Below are 19,304 nucleotides of genomic sequence, written 5' to 3' on the forward strand. Positions count from 1 at the left end.
TCACCTCCGATCCCGGGCGCGGTCGACCGCGCGGTGGATCGCCTCGCGCAGGACCACACGGGCGATGTCGATGCGGGTCCGGGTGCCGGCGTGCACATCACTCGCCGGATCGAGACCGGCCGTGGCGGCGTCGATCGCGGCCGTGACCGCCGCGTCGTCGCCCGACGACCCCGCCAGCGCCTCCTCCGCAGCGCTCAGCCGTACCGGCGTGGGCGCCACGCCGCTGGCCGCGACCGCCGCGCGGGACACCCGCCCGTCGACGACGGCGACGAGGGCCGCGACGCCGACGATGGCGAAGTTGCCGTGTGTGCGGGCGAACTCGACGAAAGCGGAACCGCCGGGGAAGGACGGGAACCGGACCTCGGTGAGGATCTCGTCCGGCTCGAGCGCGGTGGTGAACGGCCCCTGGAAGAAGTCGGCCGCCGCGATGCGCCGCTCCCCGCCCGGCCCGACGGCGGTCATCTCCGCGTCCAGCGCCAGCGCGACCGCGGGCAGTTCGGCCGCCGGGTCGGCGTGCGCGATGCTGCCGACGACGGTGCCGCTGTGCCGCACCGGCGGGTGCGCGACGTGGCCGAGGGCCTCGGCGAGCAGGGGCGCGACGAGCGCCACCTCGGGGCTCCGCTCAGCCGTGGCCTGCCGCACCATGGCTCCGACCACGAGCGAGTCGCCATCGAGCCGGAGGGTGTCCAGCCCCACCACGCGCCGCAGGTCGACCAGGTGCCCCGGCTGGGCCAGCCGGAAGTTCATGAGCGGCACGAGGCTCTGCCCGCCGGCGAGGACCCGCGGCTCCTCCTCGGCGTGCGCCACGAGCAGCGCCACCGCCTCCGGGACGCTCGTCGGGGCCGAGTACTCGAAGGGCGGTGGTTTCACGGCAACACCTCGTCGACGGCTCAGCTCACGGGCGTCCCGTGATCCTGCCGAGCCGGCCGGGCGACCACCATGTGCCCGGGCCCAGGGTGTGCGCGCTCCCTTGGGTGGGTGCCACAAGGGAGGGCGCGACCCACGGGGACCGCGGCGGGCGACTCAGCCGCTCGCGAGCGCGGCGAGCCGGTCGCCGACCTCCTGCGTGCGCAGGGAGTCCTGCCCGCCCCGCGTGGACAGGTCGAAGGCGACCGCGGCGTTGACCTTCCTGGCCTGGTCGGCCCGGCCCAGGTGCTCGAGCAGCAGGCCGACCGAGAGCACCGTGGCGGTCGGGTCGGCGATGCCCTTGCCGGCGATGTCCGGCGCGGAGCCGTGCACCGGCTCGAACATGCTCGGGTGGGTGCCGGAGGTGTCCAGGTTGCCGCTGGCCGCCATGCCGATGCCGCCGGTCACCGCCGCCGCGACGTCGGTGACGATGTCGCCGAACAGGTTGTCGGTGACGATGACGTCGTAGCGGCCCGGGTCGGTGATGAAGAACATCGACGCCGCGTCCACGTGCTGGTAGGCGACGGTGACCTCGGGGAACTCGGCCGCGATCTCCTCCACCGTGCGCGACCACAGCGATCCGGCGTGGGTGAGGACGTTGGTCTTGTGGATCAGCGTCAGGTGCCGACGGGGCCGGGCCACCGCCCGCTCGAACGCGTACCGCACGACCCGCTCGACGCCGAACGCCGTGTTGAGGCTGACCTCGGTCGCGATCTCCTGCGGGGTGTCCCTGCGCACGACGCCGCCGTTGCCGGCGTACAGGCCCTCGGTGCCCTCGCGGACGCAGAGCATGTCGATCTCGCCGGGCTCGGCCAGCGGGCTGCGGACGCCGTCGTAGAGACGGGCCGGCCGCAGGTTGACGTGGTGGTCGAGCTCGAAGCGCAACCGCAGCAGCAGGCCTCGCTCGAGGATGCCGCTGGGGACCCCCGGGTCGCCGATGGCGCCCAGCAGGATGGCGTCGTGCTGACGCAGCTCGTCGAGCACCGTGTCCGGCAGCAGCTCGCCGGTCCGCTGCCACCGGGCGGCCCCGAGGTCGTAGGGGGTGGTCTCGACGTCGGGGACCACCTCACGGAGGACCTTGAGGCCCTCGGCCACCACCTCCGGGCCGATGCCGTCTCCAGGGATCACTGCCAGGCGCATGAGGACCGACCCTAGGTCAGCGGGGGGTCAGGTCCGCCGAGCGGGCCTCACCCGCACCGATGCGGCCGGCGATGTCACCGAGCAGCTCGGCCGGGACCGGGCTGTCGACGGTCACCGCCATGAGCGCCTCGCCACCGCGGTTCGTGCGGCTGACCTGGGCGCCGGCGATGTTGATGCCGGCCTCCCCCAGCGCCGCGCCCACGGCCCCGACGACGCCGGGCCGGTCGGTGTAGACGAAGAAGAGCAGGTAGCCCGAGGCGTCCAGGTCCATGTCGAAGCCGTTGACCTCGACCAGCTTGGGCACCTGGTTCTTGCCGAAGAGCGTGCCCGAGACGGTCACCTCGGTGCCGTCGGCCATGGTGCCGCGGACGCTGATCAGGTTGCGGTAGTCGGGGCTCTCCACGTCGCTGGTCAGCGCCACGTCGAGGCCGCGCTGGTCGGCGAACAGCGGGGCGTTGACGTAGGTGACCTGCTCCTCGACCACGTCGGAGAAGACGCCCTTGAGGACAGCGAGCTGCACCACCGAGTCGTCGAACTCGGCGATCTTGCCGCGCACGTCGACGGTCACCGACTGGGCCAGCCCACCGGCGACGGCGGTGAACACCCGGCCCAGCTTCTCCGCCAGCGGCAGGCCGGGGCGGACGTCCTCGGCGACGACCCCGCCGGCCTGGACGTTCACCGCGTCCGGCACGAACTCGCCCTGCAGCGCCAGGCGCACCGAGTGCGCGACCGCGGTGCCGGCCTTGTCCTGCGCCTCGGTCGTCGAGGCGCCCAGGTGCGGGGTGACGACGGTGTTGGGCAGGCCGAACAGGGGGCTGTCGGTGCACGGCTCCTTGGCGTACACGTCGATGCCCGCCGCGCCGACCTGGCCCGACGCCAGCGCCTCGGCCAGCGCCGCCTCGTCGACCAGCCCGCCCCGGGCCGCGTTGACGATGATCACGCCGCGCTTGGTGGTGGCCAGCTCCGCGGCGCCGATCAGGCCCAGGGTCTCCGGCGTCTTCGGCAGGTGGATGGTGATGAAGTCCGCCTCGCGGAGCAGCTCCTCCAGCGACACCATGCGCACGCCGAGCTGCGCGGCGCGGCCCGGCTGGATGTAGGGGTCGTAGGCGATCAGCGTGACCCCGAAGGCGGCCAGCCGCTGGGCCACCAACTGGCCGATCCGGCCCAGGCCGACCACGCCGACGACCTTGTCGGTGACCTCGACGCCGGTGAACATCGAGCGCTTCCAGGCGCCCTCGCGCAGCGACGCGTCGGCGGCCGGGATGTGCCGGGCCGCGGCCAGCAGCAGCGCCACCGCGTGCTCGGCCGCACTGACGATGTTCGACGTCGGCGCGTTGACGACCATGACGCCGCGCTCGGTCGCCGCGGCCACGTCGACGTTGTCCAGCCCGATGCCGGCGCGGGCGACGACCTTGAGGTTGGGGGCCACGGCCAGCGCCTCGGCGTCGATCTGCGTGGCGCTGCGGATCATCACCGCGGAGGCGTCGGCCAGCGCGGGCAGCAGGGCGGCGCGGTCGGCGCCGTCCACGTGACGGATCTCGACGTCGCGCCCCAGTACCTCCAGCACGCTGGGCGCGAGTTCTTCGGCGATCAGGACGACGGGCGCGGTCGTGGTCACGGGACCACAGCCTAGGGAGGATCGGCGTCGCCGGGCCGACCAGCCCCTTGCAGCCTCCGACTCCGCTGCCGGCCGCCCTCCGACGGGGTGGGTCGCTTGCCCGGGTGAGGACGGGGCGGACATCCTGGCGTGGAGGGTCGGCGGATGCCGGCGCCGACGGAGGAGAGCATGAGCACGCACGACGACGAGCACGGCCCCGGCAGCGACCCGCGGTACACGCCCCCGCAGCAGTACGGGCAGGCGTCGCAGCAGTACGCGGGCAGCGGGCAGCCCGGGCAGCCGTACGGGGGCCAGCAGTACCAGCCCTCCCCCTACGGCCAGGGCCAGCCGTACGGGCAGCCGGGGTACCCGCAGCAGTACGGCCAGCCCGGGGGCTACGGCCCGTACGCGCCGCAGGGCCAGTACGGCCAGTACGGCCAGTACGGCCAGTACGGGCAGTACGGCCAGTACGGCCAGTACGGCCGGACGGCGGTGCCCGCGCGTCCCGCACCGGTCGTGGTCGCCGCCGTCCTCGGCTTCGTCTTCGGCGCCTTCGGCGTGCTGATGTCCCTCGGCCTGCTCCTGGGCGGCGCGGTGTTCGGGACCGTCTTCGACGACCTGGTCGCCAGCGACCCGGCCCTCGAGGACGTCGACACCAGCGGCATCGACACCGGGCAGATCACCGGCGTGCTCGTGGTCATGGGCGTCCTCGCCCTGGCCTGGACGGTGGTGGTGATCTGGGGCTCGGTGCGCGCGCTGACCGGGCGCAGCCGCGTGCTGCTGCTGGTCGGCGGCTCGATCGCCGCCGTGGCGACGGGCGTCTTCGCCCTCCTCGTCCTCTCCGGGCTCTCGACCGGGGAGGTGGGTGGCGGCGAGGTCGTCTTCTTCCTGCTGCTCTTCCTGGGGGCCCTGGCGATCGTCGTGCTGCTCTGCCTGCGGCCGGCCGCGCAGTTCTACGCCGCGCACCGCGCGCGGCGCGGCCGCTGACGCCGGGCCGGGGGCGCCCCGTGTCCTCGACCGGACGTCCCGGCGCCGCCGGGGGCCCGCAGCGGCCGCTGCACGTCCTCATGGCGGGTGTGGCCGGCTTCGCCGAGGCCACGCTGCTGTTCCTGGTGGCCCTGGTGTCGTTCACCTTCAGCGCCCAGGCGGGCCTGCTGGCCCTGTTCGGCGTCTTCTACCTGGTGCTGACGGCGGGGTGCCTGTGGGGCGCGGTCTCGGTGCTGCGGGGGCGGACCGGCCGGCCGCTGATCGCCGCCTCGGCGGTCACCGGCGTGGTCGCCCTGGGCAGCCTCGTCGTCGGGGTCCTGCAGGGTGGCGGGGTGGGCTTCCTGCCCGCGCTGCTCCTGCTGCTCGCCGTCGGCGCAGTGGTGCTCCTGCTGCAGGCGCCGTCCCGCGAGTGGCTGGCCGCGTCCGGCGACCGCTGAGCCGGGGACGACGAGAGGCCCTCGCTGCCGTCGGCAGCGGGGGCCTCTCGTCGTCCTGCCCCGCCCCGAGCCTGCGAGGACGGGAGGCGGGCGGCCCTCCTGCAGGGTCCCCGGCCCTTTCCTGGCGTGCCCTGAGCTTGCGAAGGGCTCGGGGAGAGGGTCCTTCTACGAGCAGGAGGGCAGGAGGGCCCCCCTTCAGCTCCGCGCGGCGGTGCCGGTGTAGTCGTCGGACGCCGACACCCAGCTCATCAGGCCGCGCAGCTTGCGGCCGGTCTCCTCGATCGGGTGCGCCTCGGCCTCGGCGCGGCGACGCTGGAAGTCCGGCGCACCGGCGTCCTGGTCGGCGATGAAGTCCGCCGCCCACGAGCCGTCCTTGATCCGGGCCAGGACGTCCTTCATGGCGTCCTTGACGTGCTGGTCGATGATCTTCGGGCCGGAGGTGTAGTCGCCGTACTCGGCGGTGTCGGACACCGACCAGCGCTGCTTGGCGATGCCACCCTCGTACATGAGGTCGACGATCAGCTTCAGCTCGTGCAGGCACTCGAAGTAGGCGATCTCGGGCTGGTAGCCGGCCTCGGTGAGGGTCTCGAACCCGGCGGTGATCAGCGCGCTGGCGCCACCGCACAGCACGGCCTGCTCGCCGAACAGGTCGGTCTCGGTCTCCTCGGCGAAGGTCGTCCTGATGACGCCGGCGCGGGCGCCGCCGATGGCCTTGGCATAGGACAGCGCCAGCTGCAGCGCCTGCCCGGTGGCGTCCTGCTCGACGGCGACCAGCGCCGGCACGCCCTTGCCGTTCTCGAACTCGCGGCGCACCAGGTGGCCGGGGCCCTTGGGGGCGACCATGGCGACGTCGACGCCGGCCGGGGGCTTGATGTAGCCGAACCGGATGTTGAAGCCGTGGGCGAAGAACAGCGCGTCGCCGTCCTGCAGGTTGGGCTCGACCGACTCCGCGTACAGCCTCCGCTGCACGTGGTCCGGAACGAGGATCATGATCAGGTCGGCCTCGGCAGCCGCCTCGGCCGGCGTCACGACCCGCAGGCCCTCGGCCTCGGCCTTGGCGCGGCTCTTGCTGCCCTCGGGGAGGCCGACGCGGACGTCGACACCCGAGTCGCGCAGCGACAGGGCGTGCGCGTGCCCCTGGCTGCCGTAGCCCAGGACGGCGACGGTGCGCCCCTGGATGATCGAGAGGTCGGCGTCGTCGTCGTAGAAGATCTCGGCGGCCATCAGCTGTGCGGTTCCCTTCGGTTGGTGCTCGTGGCTGTGAGTGGCCCCCGCAGGGTCCCGCGGCGAGCTCGCGAGCTGAGGGGGGGGCAGAGGGTCCTAAGCGGTGCGCTCGACCGGGCGCAAGGTACCGGCGCCGCTCATCGAGCGCGGACCCCGGCCCAGGGCGACCGTGCCCGACTGCGCCATCTCCTTGATGCCGAGCGGGGCGAGGACGGCGAGCAGGGCCTGGAGCTTGTCCGGCGTGCCGGTCGCCTCCAGGGTCACGGTGTCGGTGTTGACGTCCACGACGCGGGCGCGGAACAGCTCGGCGGTCTGCAGCACCTGGGTGCGGTCGGCCATCGGCGCGCGCACCTTGACCAGCAGCAGCTCCCGCTGGACGGCCGCGGTCGCGTCCAGCTCGACGATCTTGATGACCTCGACGAGCTTGTTCAGCTGCTTGGTGATCTGCTCCAGCGGCTGGCTCTCCGCGTCGGCGACGATCGTCATGCGGGACAGGTCGGGGTTCTCGGTCGGCCCGACGGCGAGGGACTCGATGTTGAAGCCGCGGCGGCTGAACAGCGCCGAGACGCGGGCCAGGACGCCGGACTTGTTCTCGACCAGGACAGAGAGCGTGTGCCTCGTCATCGTGTTCAGACCTGCCCCTCGCCGAAGACCGGGCGGATCCCCCGCGCGGCCAGGATGTCGTCGTTGCTGGCGCCCGCGGCCACCATCGGCCACACCTGGGCGTCGGCGCCGACGGTGAAGTCGATGACCACCGGGGCGTCGTCGATCGCCATGGCCTTCTCGATCACGGCGTCGACGTCGTCCTTGCTCTCGCACCGAAGACCCACGCAGCCCAGCGCCTCGGCCAGCGCCACGAAGTCGGGGATGCGCACCGGCTTGGGGCGGCCCTGGTCGTCGACCGGGTGCAGCTTGGTGTTGGAGTAGCGGCCCTCGTAGAACAGCGTCTGCCACTGCCGCACCATGCCGAGGTTGCCGTTGTTGATGATCGCGACCTTGATCGGGATGCCCTCGATGGCGCAGGTGGCCAGCTCCTGGTTGGTCATCTGGAAGCAGCCGTCGCCGTCGATCGCCCAGACGGTGGTGTCCGGGCAGCCGTACTTCGCCCCCATCGCCGCGGGGACGGCGTAGCCCATCGTCCCGAGGCCACCGCTGTTGAGCCAGGTGCCCGGCTTCTCGTACTTGATGAACTGGGCGGCCCACATCTGGTGCTGGCCCACGCCGGAGGCGTAGACCGCGTCCGGCCCGGCGATCGCACCCAGCCGCTCGATGACGTACTGCGGCGAGAGCGCGCCGTCCTCGGGCCACTCGTAGCCGAGCGGGTACTTCTGCCGCCACTGGTCCAGCTGCGCCCACCAGGCGGACAGGTCCGCGGTGCGGCCGGCCTCGCGATCGGCGCGCAGCGCGGTGACCAGCTCGGCGATCGTCTCCCGCGCGTCCCCGACGATGGGCACGTCGGCCTTGCGGTTCTTGCCGATCTCGGCCGGGTCGATGTCGGCGTGCACGACGAGCGCGCCGGGCGCGAAGGACGACAGCTGGCCGGTGACCCGGTCGTCGAAGCGGGCGCCGAGGGCCACGAGCAGGTCGGCCTTCTGCAACGCGGTCACCGCGGTGACGTTGCCGTGCATACCCGGCATCCCGAGGTTCTGCGGGTGGCTGTCCGGGAACGCGCCCCGCGCCATGAGGGTGGTGACCACCGGGGCACCGGTGAGCTCGGCCAGCTCGGCCAGCTCGGCGCTCGCCTGGGCCTTGATGACGCCACCGCCGACGTACAGCACCGGACGGCGGGCGGCGGCGATCAGCGCGGCGGCCTCGCGGACCTGCTTGCCGTGCGGGCGGGTGGTCGGCTTGTAGCCGGGCAGGTCCAGCCGCGGCGGCCAGGAGAAGTCGGTGGTCGCCTGCAGGGCGTCCTTGGAGATGTCGACCAGCACCGGACCGGGGCGGCCGGTGGCGGCGAGGTGGAAGGCCTCGGCGATCCGCTGCGGGATCTCGTCGGCGTCGGTGACCAGGAAGTTGTGCTTGGTGATCGGCATCGTGATGCCCCGGATGTCGGCCTCCTGGAAGGCGTCCGTGCCGATCGCCGCGCTCGGGACCTGGCCGGTGATCGCGACCATCGGGACCGAGTCCATGTAGGCGTCGGCCAGCGGGGTCACCAGGTTGGTCGCACCCGGGCCGGAGGTGGCCATGCAGACGCCGACCCGGCCGGTGGCCTGCGCGTAGCCGGTGGCCGCGTGCCCGGCACCCTGCTCGTGCCGGACGAGCACGTGGCGCACGCGGGAGTCGAACAGCGGGTCGTAGGCGGGCAGGATCGCCCCGCCCGGGATGCCGAAGACGACCTCGACGCCGACCGCCTCGAGCGACCGCACGAGGCTCTGGGCCCCGGTGATGCCGCTGATCGGCTCGGCGGCGGCCTCCTCGACCGAGCGGGCGGTCGTCTCGACCCCGGTCAGTGCCTCGGCGGCCTCACGGGTGGGGGACCCACCCGGGGTGGTGCTGGTCATGGCGTCTCCTGGCCTTGCTCACTGAGGGTGTTGGCTCACTGAGGGTGTTGCCTTCTGCGGGCGCCCCGGGAACGGGGCCGTGCGGTGTGCGGCGTGGGTGCCTGCGGCGGGCCGGTGGCCGTCGGAGGAGGGGTCGGGCCCGCAAACGAAAGACCCCTCGTGCCTGGGGGCACAGAGGGGTCAGCGCGTCGGTCGGGGGGACCGACGCGCTAGGCGACTACGAGGATCAGGCACGCGGGACGCACCCGGCCACTGTGCGCCTCGACCGGGCCGGGCGTCAACCAGGCCGTCCCACGCATTGGGACAGCGTGTCGTCAGATGTGGGACGGCAGCCGGTCGCCGTCCAGCACGCCGGGGACCGCCGCCAGCACCGCGGGCAGGTCCGCGGCGGGCACGGGGCGGCCGAGCAGGTAGCCCTGCAGGATCCGGCAGCCGAGCCGGCGCAGCGCGGCCAGCTGCCCGGTCGTCTCCACACCCTCGGCGACGACGTCGAGGCCGAGGGTGCGCCCCAGCTCGATGACACCGGCGACCACGGCCGCGGTGCGCGGGTCGTCCTCGATGTGGGCCACGAAGTCGCGGTCCATCTTGAGGACGTCGACGGGCAGCCGGGAGAGGCGGGCCAGCGTGGAGTGGCCCTTGCCGAAGTCGTCGATCGAGATGAGGCAGCCGGCCTCCCGCAGGGCGACCAGCTCGCGCTCGACCCGGTCCTCGGCGTCGGCCAGCACCGACTCGGTGATCTCCAGCACAAGCCGGCGGGCCGGCACGCCGGAGGCGGCGAGCGCCCGGGCGACGTCGGCGGCCAGGCAGCCGGCCTGCAGGTGCCGGACGGAGACGTTCACGCCGACCATCAGGTCGTGCCCCTGCGCCAGCAGCGGCGCCAGGGCCTCGGCCGCCGCGCCGAGCACCCAGCGCTGCAGCGGCACGACGAGACCCTCGTCCTCGGCGACCCCGACGAACTCCTCCGGCGGGACGTCGCCCAGGTCCCGGTGCCGCCAGCGCACCAGGGCCTCCAGCCCCAGCACGCGGCCCTCCTGCGCGCCCACCACCGGCTGGAACACCAGCGACAGACCGCCGTCGGCGATCGCGTCGGGCAGGTCCCGCGCCAGCCGGGCACGCCGGTCGACGACCCGGTCCAGGGCCTCGCCGGTGGACCGGACGCAGTTCTTGCCGGCGGCCTTGGCCGCCCGCAGCGCCAGGTCGGCCCGGCGCACCGCCTCGGCGGGGTTCCCGCCGGCACGCAGCTCGGCCACGCCGACGCTGCCGGAGACCGGCAGGACCAGCCCGCCGCGGCCACTGCCGTCGGGGGCCGGGGGCGGTGGTCCCGGTCGAGCAGCACGACCAGCCGCTCGGCCAGCACGGTGGCCTCCTCCCGGCCGGCCCGCACGAGGACGGCGAACTCGTCGCCGCCGAGCCGGGCGACGACGTCGTCCTCCCGGGCGGCCGCGCTCAGCGTCTCGGCCACCTCGCAGAGCAGCCGGTCGCCCGCGTCGTGGCCGGCGACGTCGTTGACGGCCTTGAAGCCGTCGAGGTCGACGAGCAGCAGGCAACCGGGGGCGGTGCCCTCGGACACCTCGCCGAGCGCGGCCATGAGACGGGCGCGGTTGGGCAGGCCGGTGAGGAAGTCGGTGTAGGCCATCCGCTCCAGCTCGCGCCGCCTCGAGCTGCGGTCGGTGACGTCGCGCAGGTGCAGGACCAGGCCGCCGCGCCCCGCGAGACCGGACATCCCGGCGGGCGCGGTGCCGGAGGGAGCCGCCCCGGTGACCTCGACGTCGCGGCAGGCGTCGTCGCGGGCGCGCAGCCGCACGGTCGCGGGCAGCAGTCCCACCGTGGTGCCGCCGTGGACGGCCCGCGCGACGCGGGCGACGAGGTCTCGGTCCTCGTCGTCCAGCAGGTCGGCGAGCAGTCGCCCCGCGAGGTCGTCGTCGGTCCAGCCGAGCTGGGCCTCGACCGCACCCGAGGCCCAGCCGATCCGCCCCGTGCCGTCGAGGACGACGGTGACCGCGTCGCCGCTGTGCACCAGGGCGCGGAAGTACCCCTCGGTGCGCACCAGGCGCTGGGTGAGCCGGTAGCCGTCGGCCGCCCACAGGCCGGTGCGCAGCGAGGTGAGGACGACCAGCGCGGCGCCGCCGCCGGCCTCGACCGGGTCGATCGACCGCCCGGCCAGCACGCCGGCGAGCAGCAGCAGCAGGACGCTCGACGCGACACCCGAGGCGAGCACCAGGCCGCGCAGCGGCACGATCGGCCGGTCGTGGTCCGGGGTCGCCGGCTCCCCGGGGTCCGACCGCACGGCCAGCACGCCGGCCGCCAGCATGGCCATCCAGGCCTGCTCGGTGACGACGGTGGCGGCGGTGCTGCCGGCCGTCCGGCCGAGCGCGCCCCCGACCGCGACGACCGCCATCGCGACCGAGGCGGTGAGCAGCCAGACCGCGGCTCCGCGGCGTGCGCCGCGGACGCCGGTGACGGTGACCAGCCCGACGCCCACCAGGACGGCACCGACGGCCGGGTAGCCCACCGCGATCAGCCCGTCGGCGGCCCCCTCCACACCGGAGAGCAGCGCGGCCAGCAGCACGTGTCCGAGCACCGCGACGGCCAGGGTGGCGATGAGGCCGTCGAGGACCGTTCGGGAGCCGGGCCACCGGCGCGACCGCGGGGGCAGCAGCCGGAGCGCGGCCAGGACGGCGACCGGCACCGCCAGCAGCATCGGGACGTCCTCGGCGCCACCGAACTGCAGGTCCGCGCCGGCGCGGACGGTGGCGAGGACCTGGCCCACGGCCAGCAGTCCGAGGGCCACCGCCAGCGCCCGCCACGGCCGCGCGGACCGGCCCGGGAGCCGGGAGGCACCCCGCGCCGCCACCACGGCCGCCGCGCCCGACCCCAGGCCCAGGCAGGCGGGGACGAGCGCGGGGGCGAGCGGGGACCGGGTCAGCTCCAGGACGGCGGTGGCCGCCGCGAGCACCCCGAGCAGGACCATGACGGGGACCGCGCCGCGTACAGCGGACCGTGGTGGCCCCGTCCAGGGCACCGCTGCGAGCCTGCGAGGGGTGGGGAGGACGGGGTCCTCCATCACCGCGACCCCACGAGCCCCGGCCACAGCTGGCCGGCGCCGTGGTCGAGCACGTCGACGAGGTCCTGCGCACGCATCGGCCGGGCCAGGAGGAAACCCTGCGCGAAGCCGCAGCCCGCGGCGCGCAGCGAGCCGAGCTGGGCCGGCGTCTCCACGCCCTCGGCGACGACGTCCAGGCCCAGGGCCGCGGCGATCGCGACGACCGACTCGCACAGCGCGCGGGCCTTCGGGTCGCGGTCGACGCGCAGCACGAACGCGTGGTCGAGCTTGAGCACGTCGATCGGCAGCCGGGTCAGGTGCGCCAGCGACGAACGGCCGGTGCCGAAGTCGTCGAGCGCCACGTGCACGCCCATGAGCCGCAGCGCCTCGATGTCGACGGCCACGTGCTCGCCCTCGGACATCAGCGTCGCCTCGGTGATCTCCAGGACCAGCCGCTCGGGCGCCAGCCCGGTCGACTGCAGCACCGCGGCGACGTCGCGGACCAGCGTGCGCGCGGCGACGTGCGAGGCGGAGATGTTCACGCCCAGCCGCAACGGCGGGCCGCTGTACGGCAGCGTCAGGACGGCTGCGGCGGCGGTCTCCAGCGCCCAGCGCTGCAGCTCGCCGATCACGCCGGCGCGCTCGGCGATCGGCACGAACTCCGCCGGGGGCACCTCGCCGAGCTCGCTGTGCCGCCAGCGCAGCAGCGCCTCGACCCCGGTCACCCGCTGCTCCGCCAGCGAGACCACCGGCTGGAACAGCACCGACAGCTCGCCGCGGTCCCAGGCGCCCGGCAGGTCCTCGCGCAGCCGGGCGCGCCGCTCGGCGGCGCTGCCTAGCGCCGGCCGGTAACGCAGCGCGGTACCCGTGCCGGCGGCGGCCGCCGCCCGGACGGCGAGCTCGGCGCGGGTCATGAGGTCGGCGACCGACCCGGCGGCGCCCAGGTCGACCACGCCGATGTCGGCACCGAGGTCGAACAGCCCGGCGGCGGTGTCCAGCGGTTGCTCGATCACCGACAGGCAGCGGTCGGCCAGCAGGTCGACGGCGTGCGGCGCGCCCTCGGCCAGGACGGCGAAGGCACCCCCGCCCACCCGGCTGACCGCGTCGCAGCCGCGCACGGTGGCCCGCAGCCGTCGGCCGACCTCGACCAGCACCGCGGTGACGACGTCGCGGCCGGCGTCCTCGCGCACCTCGTCGAGGCCGTCGAGCTCGATCAGCAGCAGGCTCCGGCAGGTCGACCCGGCCTGGGCCAGGGCCTGCTCGAGCCGGCGCTCGAAGCCGGCCCGGTTGGGCAGCCCGGTGACCGGGTCGGTGAACGCGACCTGCTCCAGCGCCCGCTCCCGGGCGACCCGCTCGGTGGTGTCGCGGCAGTGCAGGACGACGGCGCCCACGACGGGGTCCGTGCGCAGGTCGGAGACGCTGGCCTCCAGGTGCCGCCAGGTCCCGTCGGTGTGCCGCAGGCGCAGTGCCATCACGCCGGTGGGGGGAGCCTCCCCCGCCTCCGGCTGCAGGGCACGGGCGACGGGCAGCGCGTCGTCGGGGTGCACCAGCTCGAACAGGTCGGCGCCCACCGGCACCGCGGCGGCGCCGCCGAGCGTCGTCCCCAGGGTCGGTGAGGACCAGGTGACCCGCAGGTCGCCGCCGAGGATGAGGACGGCGTCGCTGCTGGCGGCGACCAGCGAGCGGAAGTAGGCCTCGCTGCGCCGCAGCCGGGCACCGAGGCGCTGCTCGTCGCGGGCGGTCAGCCAGCGGTGCAGCACCGCGAGGACGGCGCACAGCGAGCCCCCGACGGCGATCACCGGGCCGATCCGGTGGCCGGTCAGCGCCACCGCGGCCGCACCGAAGCAGGCCACCGTCATCGCCAGGTACGGCAGCAGCTGGCGCAGCTGGGTGGAGCGTCCGCTGTGCGGGGCGGGGCCGGTCTCGGGGCAGGGGCCGGGATCGAGCAGGACGGCGGCGCCGAGCAGCACCAGGCCGCCGGCGATGAGGAAACGCCCGACGTCGCCGACGGCGTCCTCGCCGGACAGCGTGGCGGCGGTGCCCAGCGCCCGCCCCGGGGCGAGCAGGCACGTGGCGGCGAGCAGCACCAGCGCCATGGGCTGGCGGCGGCTCTCGATGGCGCCGAGCAGGAGCAGCGCCGCGGCCATGGAGGCCGAGGTCACCAGGACGGCCGCGCCGAGGACGACGCCCCCGGTGGGCGTCAGGTCCGTCCAGCGCGGCTCGGGGCCGAGCACGAGCACCTGGACGACGAGGACGCAGGCGGTGAGGAAGAGGGCCAGCTCGACGGCCGGGCGGGCCCCGCTGCGCAGCCGCGAGCGGGCGACGAGGCCGAGGGTGGCCACGACGACGATGACGTAGCCGGGGACGATGGGCAGCCAGCGCAGGGCGACCTGTTCCACCGGGTCCGCGGGCGCGACGACCGTGACGGCGACGAGACCGACCACCGGCGTCAGCGGGGCCAGCGCGAACAGCCGCCAGCCCCGCCAGCCGGACTGCTTCGACCGCCCCGCGGTCCACAGCACGGCGGCGGTGGCGATGCCGAGCGCGGCGAGGGCGAGGTCGCCGACGTACCCAGGACCCGACGGGCTCGCGGAGACCGCGCAGGCGGTACCCACGGGCACGGCGCTCCCGAGGAGCCACCACCTCAGCTTGTCCACACCTGCTCAGTCGGCAGGGAACCGGAGCGACGACAGCCGGGGGGACCCGCCCTCACCCCTCCGGGGGACGGCCGCGTGCTCGGCCCCCTCGCAGGAGGAGGACCCCGTCCTCCTCACCGCTCGGAGGAGGACCCCGTCCCCCTCACCGCTCGGAGAAGGACCCCGTCCTCCTCACCGCTCGCGAGCTCGCGGCGAGCCTCGGGACGGGGCCAGAGCCTCGGGACGGGGCCGGAGCCTCGGGACGGGGCCGGAGCCTCGGGACGGGCCGGCGAGGGCGGCTCCCTTCCGGGCCCGGCCGGCCCCGTCCCGGGTCCCGCTCCGAGCCTGCGATGAGTGGGGAGGACGGGGTCCTCCTACGAAGGGTGGGGGGGAGGGGCGTCCTTCTCTCAGCCGCAGACCGCGCCCTGCGCCGCCGAGCTCACCAGCTTGGCGTACTTGCCGAGGACGCCGGTGGTGTAGCGCGGGGGCAGCGGCGTCCACCCGGCCCGGCGGCGGGCCAGCTCGTCCTCGTCGACGAGCAGGTCGAGGGTGCGGGTGGTGAGGTCCAGCCGGACGCGGTCGCCGTCCTGCACGAACGCGATCGGGCCGCCGTCGGTGGCCTCGGGTGCGACGTGCCCGACGCACAGGCCCGTCGTCCCGCCGGAGAACCGGCCGTCGGTGAGCAGCAGGACGTCCTTGCCCAGGCCCGCGCCCTTGATGGCGCCGGTGACGGCGAGCATCTCGCGCATGCCCGGCCCGCCCCTCGGCCCTTCGTAGCGGATCACCACGACGTCGCCGGCCTGCAGGGTGCCCTCCGTGACGGCGTCCATCGCGCCCTGCTCGCCGTCGAAGACGCGGGCGGTGCCCTCGAAGACGTCGGCGTCGAAGCCGGCCGACTTCACGACCGCGCCGTCCGGGGACAGCGAGCCGCGCAGGATGGTCAGCCCACCGGTCTTGTGGATCGGGTTGTCCATGGCGTGGACGATCGTGCCGTCCAGGTCCGGCGGGGCGATCTCCGCGAGGTTCTCGGCCATCGTCTTGCCGGTGACCGTGAGGACGTCGCCGTGCAGCAGGCCGGCGTCGAGCAGGGCGCGGAGGACGACCGGCACGCCGCCGACGCGGTCGATGTCGGTCATGACGAACCGGCCGAAGGGCTTGACGTCGGCCAGGTGCGGGGTGCGGTCGCCGATCCGGTTGAAGTCCTCGAGCGTGAGGTCGACCTGGGCCTCGTGCGCGATGGCCAGCAGGTGCAGGACGGCGTTGGTCGAGCCACCCAGCGCCATGACCACGGTGATGGCGTTCTCGAACGCCTTCCGGGTCATGATCTGGCGGGCGGTGATGCCCTGGCGCAGCAGGTTGACCACGGCCTCGCCGGAGGCGATCGCGACGGCGTCGCGGCGGCTGTCGGGGGCAGGCGGCGCGGCGCTGCCCGGCAGCGCCATCCCCAGCGCCTCGGCGACGCTGGCCATGGTGTTGGCGGTGTACATGCCGCCGCAGGAGCCCTCACCGGGGCAGGCCGCCTTCTCGATGGCGTCCAGCTCCTCGCGGCTGATGAGCCCGCGGGCGCAGGCCCCGACGCCCTCGAAGACGTCGATGATCGTCAGGTTGTCCCGGTCACCGAGCCGACCGGGCAGGATCGAGCCGGAGTAGACGAAGACGCTCGCCAGGTCGAGGCGGGCGGCGGCCATGAGCATGCCGGGCAGGGACTTGTCGCAGCCGGCGAGCAGCACCGTGCCGTCGAGGCGCTCGGCGAACACGACCGTCTCGACCGAGTCGGCGATGACCTCGCGGGAGACCAGCGAGGCGCGCATGCCCTCGTGGCCCATCGAGATGCCGTCGGAGACGGAGATGGTGCCGAACTCCAGCGGGTAGCCGCCGGCGGCGTGCACGCCCTCCTTGGCCCGCTTGGCCAGCCGGTCGAGCGAGAGGTTGCACGGGGTGATCTCGTTCCACGACGAGGCGACGCCGATCTGCGGCTTCTCCCAGTCGTCGTCGCCCATCCCGACCGCGCGCAGCATCGCGCGGGCCGGTGCCCGGGTGATGCCGTCGGTCACCTCGCGGCTGCGGGGCTTCACGTCGGCGCTGGTGCGGGGTTCCTCCACGGTGGTCACGTCCGGCGATGCTAGGCCGGTTGGCGGGTCCCGCCGAGAGAGAGCTGATACTGGTAGCGACACCACCACCGACGTCCTCCGGAAGACCTCTGTGTCCGCCAGCGCCCGCCGTGCCGATCCCCCGCCCGCCCGCCGTGCCGATCCCCCGCCCGCCCGCCGTGCCGATCCCCCGCCCGCCCGCCGTGCCGATCCCCCGCCCGCCCGCCGTGAGCTCGCGGAGTTCCTCCGGTCCCGGCGCCGCCAGGTCGATCCCCGGATCGCCGGGGTGCCCGCCGGCGGGTCGCGGCGGACGCCGGGGCTGCGCCGCGAGGAGGTCGCGCTGCTCTCCGGCGTGAGCCACACCTGGTACACGTGGCTCGAGCAGGGCCGCGACATCCGGCCCTCGCGGCAGGTGGTCGACGCGCTGGCCCGCACGCTGCGGATGTCGCCGGCCGAGCACGAGTACGTGCTGCGGCTGACCGGACACGGCGGCACCGCTCCGGCGGGCGCGGCCGAGGGCATGCCGGCCCACGTGCAGCGGCTGCTCGACGCGCTGGGCCCCTCCCCCGCGTACGCGATCACCGCCGGCTGGACGATCGTCGGCTGGAACCGCGCCTACGAGCGGCTCTACCCGGGGGTGGCCGCCGTGCCCGCGGCCGAGCGGAACCTGCTGTGGCTGGTGTTCACCGACCCCGCCGTCCGCTCCCTGCTGGCCGACTGGGCGGCGGACAGCCGCCGCTTCCTCACCCAGTTCCGCGCCGAGGTGGGCCCGCGGCTGGCCGATCCGGAGGTCGTCGACCTGGTGGCCCGGCTGGAGGCGACCAGCCCACACTTCCGCAGCGGCTGGGCCAGCCACGACGTCGACCGGTTCAGCTCCTCGGAACGGCGCTTCGAGCACCCACGGGTCGGGACGCTGCTGCTCGAGCACCACCAGCTCACGCCGGCCGACGCCCCCGGCCTGCAACTGGTCGTCTACACCGCCGCAGAGGGCGGCGACGCGGCCGACCGGCTCGCGCGGCTGTCGGCCTGAGCCGGTCTGGGAGGATGTGCGGACGTGGCGACAGCGCGTCTGCGGATGACCCGGGTGGCGCTGCTGCCGGTCCTCTTCCTGCTCATCTGCGTCCTGCCCCTGGCCTTCGCCGCGGTGTGGACACCGGTGTTCCTGCTGGTGCCCGCCCTGGCCGCGGCGTACGTGCTGCGGGTCGGGGTGGACGTCGGCGACGACGGCGTCACCGTGCGCTCACTGGCCGGCTCGCGCTCCGTGCCGTGGAACGAGGTGGCCGGCATCCGCGTCGGCGAGCGCGGCGACCTGTGGCTGGTGACCACCCGCGGCACCGAGCTGCGGCTGCCGGCACTGCGCGCCCGCGACCTGCCCCGCCTGGCCGCCGTCTCCGGTGGCCGCATCCCCGCACCCGGCCCCGCCTGATGCGGCCCTCCTCCCGGCCCGCGCACGTACTGTTCGAGTGGTGAGCCGGCAGCGCGGGCGACGGGGGCGGGGCCTGGCCGGCGCCGCACTGCTGGCCGTCGTCCTGACCGGGTGCGGCAGCGACGGCTACGAGCCGGCCGGCCCGTTCCGCCCGCAGCCGGAGGGGCCACCACCGCAGGTCGGCCCGCCCACCGAGTCCACACCGGCGCCCGCTCCGGGTGACCCGGCAGATCCGGAGTCCGAGGAGGAGGCCGGCGACCCCAACGTGGTGGCCTCGGGGCTGACCGTGCCCACCGGGCTGGTGGTGCTGCCCGACGGCAGCGCGGTCGTCGGAGAGCGCGAGACCGGGCGGCTGCTGCAGGTCTTCCCCGACCGCTCCCCCGCCCGCGAGCTGATGACCGTCGGCGGCATCGACACCGCCGGGGACGGCGGGCTGCTGGCTCTGGCCATCTCACCGACCTTCACCGAGGACGGCCTGTTCTACGCCTACGTCTCGACGGCCACCGACAACCGGGTGGTCCGCTTCCCGATGGGTGGCACCCCGAACCCGGTGCTCACCGGCATCCCGCGTGGCGAGACGCACAACGGCGGCGGGCTGGTCTTCGCCGACGACGGCACGCTGTTCGTCGGCACCGGCGACACCGGCGACCCGGCGTTGGCCCAGGACCCCGCCTCGCTGGCCGGCAAGGTCCTGCACGTCGACGTCTTCGGCCGCCCGGTGGGCACCGGCCCCGTGCACAGCACCGGGCACTCCGACGTGACCGCACTGTGCCTGGGTGGCGAGCAGGTGCTCTACGCCACCGACGACTCCGCCCAGGGGGCCGACGAGCTGAACGCCGTCACGGAGGGCGGCGACGCCGGCTGGCCGACGGCGGGCCGGGACAGCACCCGCCCGGTCGTCGAGTTCGACCCCGCGGAGGGCGGGCTCGGCGGCTGCGCGGTCGCTGGACGCACCGTCTTCCTCGGTGCGCTGGACGGTCGGCGCATCCACACGGTGCAGCTCGACGGCAGCGGTGCGGTCGCCGAGGAGCCCACCGAGTTCCTCACCGACCGGTACGGCCGGCTGCGCACCGTCGTCCTCGACAGCGAGGGTGCGCTGTGGATCACGACGTCCAACAAGGACGGCGTCGGCACCCCGGCTCCGGACGACGACCGGGTGCTGCGCGTCTTCCCCCCGGGCGGAGCCCAGGACTCGCCGTTGTGAGGGGTGGTCGTCCCCGACGCGGGCCCGGAGGGCTCCCGGCGGGCAGGACGCAGCGGCTCAGCGCTCCGGGGGGACGGCACCTGGCCGCGGTGCGGTACGGCAGGACCGCAGTG

At 74.9% G+C, this 19,304-nt stretch carries 14 protein-coding genes and 1 pseudogene; 5 read left to right on the plus strand and 10 right to left on the minus strand.

Annotated features, from left to right (window positions below; all coding sequences use genetic code 11):
* The 3 genes from ACWIX3_RS23695 to serA form a co-directional block, all read right to left on the minus strand.
* Window positions 1–870, minus strand: coding sequence for an FAD binding domain-containing protein (locus ACWIX3_RS23695; protein WP_448609792.1), 870 nt, complete (start codon window positions 868–870; stop codon window positions 1–3).
* 153 nt (window positions 871–1,023) lie between these two features.
* On the minus strand, window positions 1,024–2,046 hold the full coding sequence (locus ACWIX3_RS23700) for a 3-isopropylmalate dehydrogenase (RefSeq protein ID WP_448609793.1): 1,023 nt from the start codon (window positions 2,044–2,046) through the stop codon (window positions 1,024–1,026).
* Between the two features lie 16 nt (window positions 2,047–2,062).
* Window positions 2,063–3,664, minus strand: coding sequence for a phosphoglycerate dehydrogenase (serA, locus tag ACWIX3_RS23705; RefSeq protein WP_448609794.1), 1,602 nt, complete (start codon window positions 3,662–3,664; stop codon window positions 2,063–2,065).
* 168 nt (window positions 3,665–3,832) lie between these two features.
* Between serA and ACWIX3_RS23710 the strand changes: the two genes are divergently transcribed.
* Together ACWIX3_RS23710 and ACWIX3_RS23715 are read left to right on the plus strand one after the other, a co-directional pair.
* On the plus strand, window positions 3,833–4,630 hold the full coding sequence (locus ACWIX3_RS23710; RefSeq protein ID WP_448609795.1) for a hypothetical protein: 798 nt from the start codon (window positions 3,833–3,835) through the stop codon (window positions 4,628–4,630).
* Between the two features lie 20 nt (window positions 4,631–4,650).
* Window positions 4,651–5,067 (plus strand): hypothetical protein, encoded by a 417-nt coding sequence (locus ACWIX3_RS23715; RefSeq protein ID WP_448609796.1) that lies wholly within the window; start codon window positions 4,651–4,653, stop codon window positions 5,065–5,067.
* A 195-nt stretch (window positions 5,068–5,262) separates the two neighbouring features.
* On the opposite strand, the gene ilvC is transcribed toward ACWIX3_RS23715, so the two are convergent.
* The 7 genes and pseudogenes from ilvC to ilvD form a co-directional block, all read right to left on the minus strand.
* Window positions 5,263–6,291 carry a ketol-acid reductoisomerase gene (ilvC, locus tag ACWIX3_RS23720; protein ID WP_448609797.1) on the minus strand — a complete coding sequence of 343 codons (1,029 nt, stop codon included), beginning with the start codon at window positions 6,289–6,291 and terminating at the stop codon, window positions 5,263–5,265.
* Between the two features lie 96 nt (window positions 6,292–6,387).
* The gene (gene ilvN, locus ACWIX3_RS23725; protein WP_448609798.1) at window positions 6,388–6,915 is read right to left on the minus strand and encodes an acetolactate synthase small subunit; all 528 of its coding nucleotides are present in this window, start codon (window positions 6,913–6,915) and stop codon (window positions 6,388–6,390) included.
* 5 nt (window positions 6,916–6,920) lie between these two features.
* Entirely contained in the window at window positions 6,921–8,792 is a 1,872-nt protein-coding gene (locus ACWIX3_RS23730) for an acetolactate synthase large subunit (protein ID WP_448609799.1), read from the minus strand.
* 314 nt (window positions 8,793–9,106) lie between these two features.
* Window positions 9,107–10,042, minus strand: a complete 936-nt coding sequence (locus ACWIX3_RS23735) for an EAL domain-containing protein (protein WP_448609800.1) — start codon at window positions 10,040–10,042, stop codon at window positions 9,107–9,109.
* Window positions 10,043–10,125: 83 nt separating this feature from the next.
* Window positions 10,126–11,856, minus strand: a pseudogene (locus ACWIX3_RS23740) (diguanylate cyclase); the annotation flags it as partial.
* On the minus strand, window positions 11,856–14,456 hold the full coding sequence (locus ACWIX3_RS23745) for a putative bifunctional diguanylate cyclase/phosphodiesterase (protein WP_448609801.1): 2,601 nt from the start codon (window positions 14,454–14,456) through the stop codon (window positions 11,856–11,858). The pseudogene ACWIX3_RS23740 and the gene ACWIX3_RS23745, both read right to left, overlap by 1 nt.
* A gap of 422 nt (window positions 14,457–14,878) precedes the next feature.
* On the minus strand, window positions 14,879–16,582 hold the full coding sequence (ilvD, locus tag ACWIX3_RS23750; protein ID WP_448609802.1) for a dihydroxy-acid dehydratase: 1,704 nt from the start codon (window positions 16,580–16,582) through the stop codon (window positions 14,879–14,881).
* A gap of 91 nt (window positions 16,583–16,673) precedes the next feature.
* Between ilvD and ACWIX3_RS23755 the strand changes: the two genes are divergently transcribed.
* Genes ACWIX3_RS23755 through ACWIX3_RS23765 form a run of 3 tightly spaced genes read left to right on the plus strand, consistent with a single transcriptional unit; the run spans window position 16,674 to window position 19,191 of the window.
* Window positions 16,674–17,591, plus strand: a complete 918-nt coding sequence (locus tag ACWIX3_RS23755; protein WP_448609803.1) for a helix-turn-helix transcriptional regulator — start codon at window positions 16,674–16,676, stop codon at window positions 17,589–17,591.
* Between the two features lie 24 nt (window positions 17,592–17,615).
* Window positions 17,616–17,987, plus strand: a complete 372-nt coding sequence (locus tag ACWIX3_RS23760; protein WP_448609804.1) for a PH domain-containing protein — start codon at window positions 17,616–17,618, stop codon at window positions 17,985–17,987.
* A gap of 40 nt (window positions 17,988–18,027) precedes the next feature.
* Window positions 18,028–19,191 carry a PQQ-dependent sugar dehydrogenase gene (locus tag ACWIX3_RS23765; protein WP_448609805.1) on the plus strand — a complete coding sequence of 388 codons (1,164 nt, stop codon included), beginning with the start codon at window positions 18,028–18,030 and terminating at the stop codon, window positions 19,189–19,191.
* The last annotated feature ends 113 nt before the right edge of the window (window positions 19,192–19,304 follow it).

This window comes from Geodermatophilus sp. URMC 60 (genome assembly GCF_053502585.1).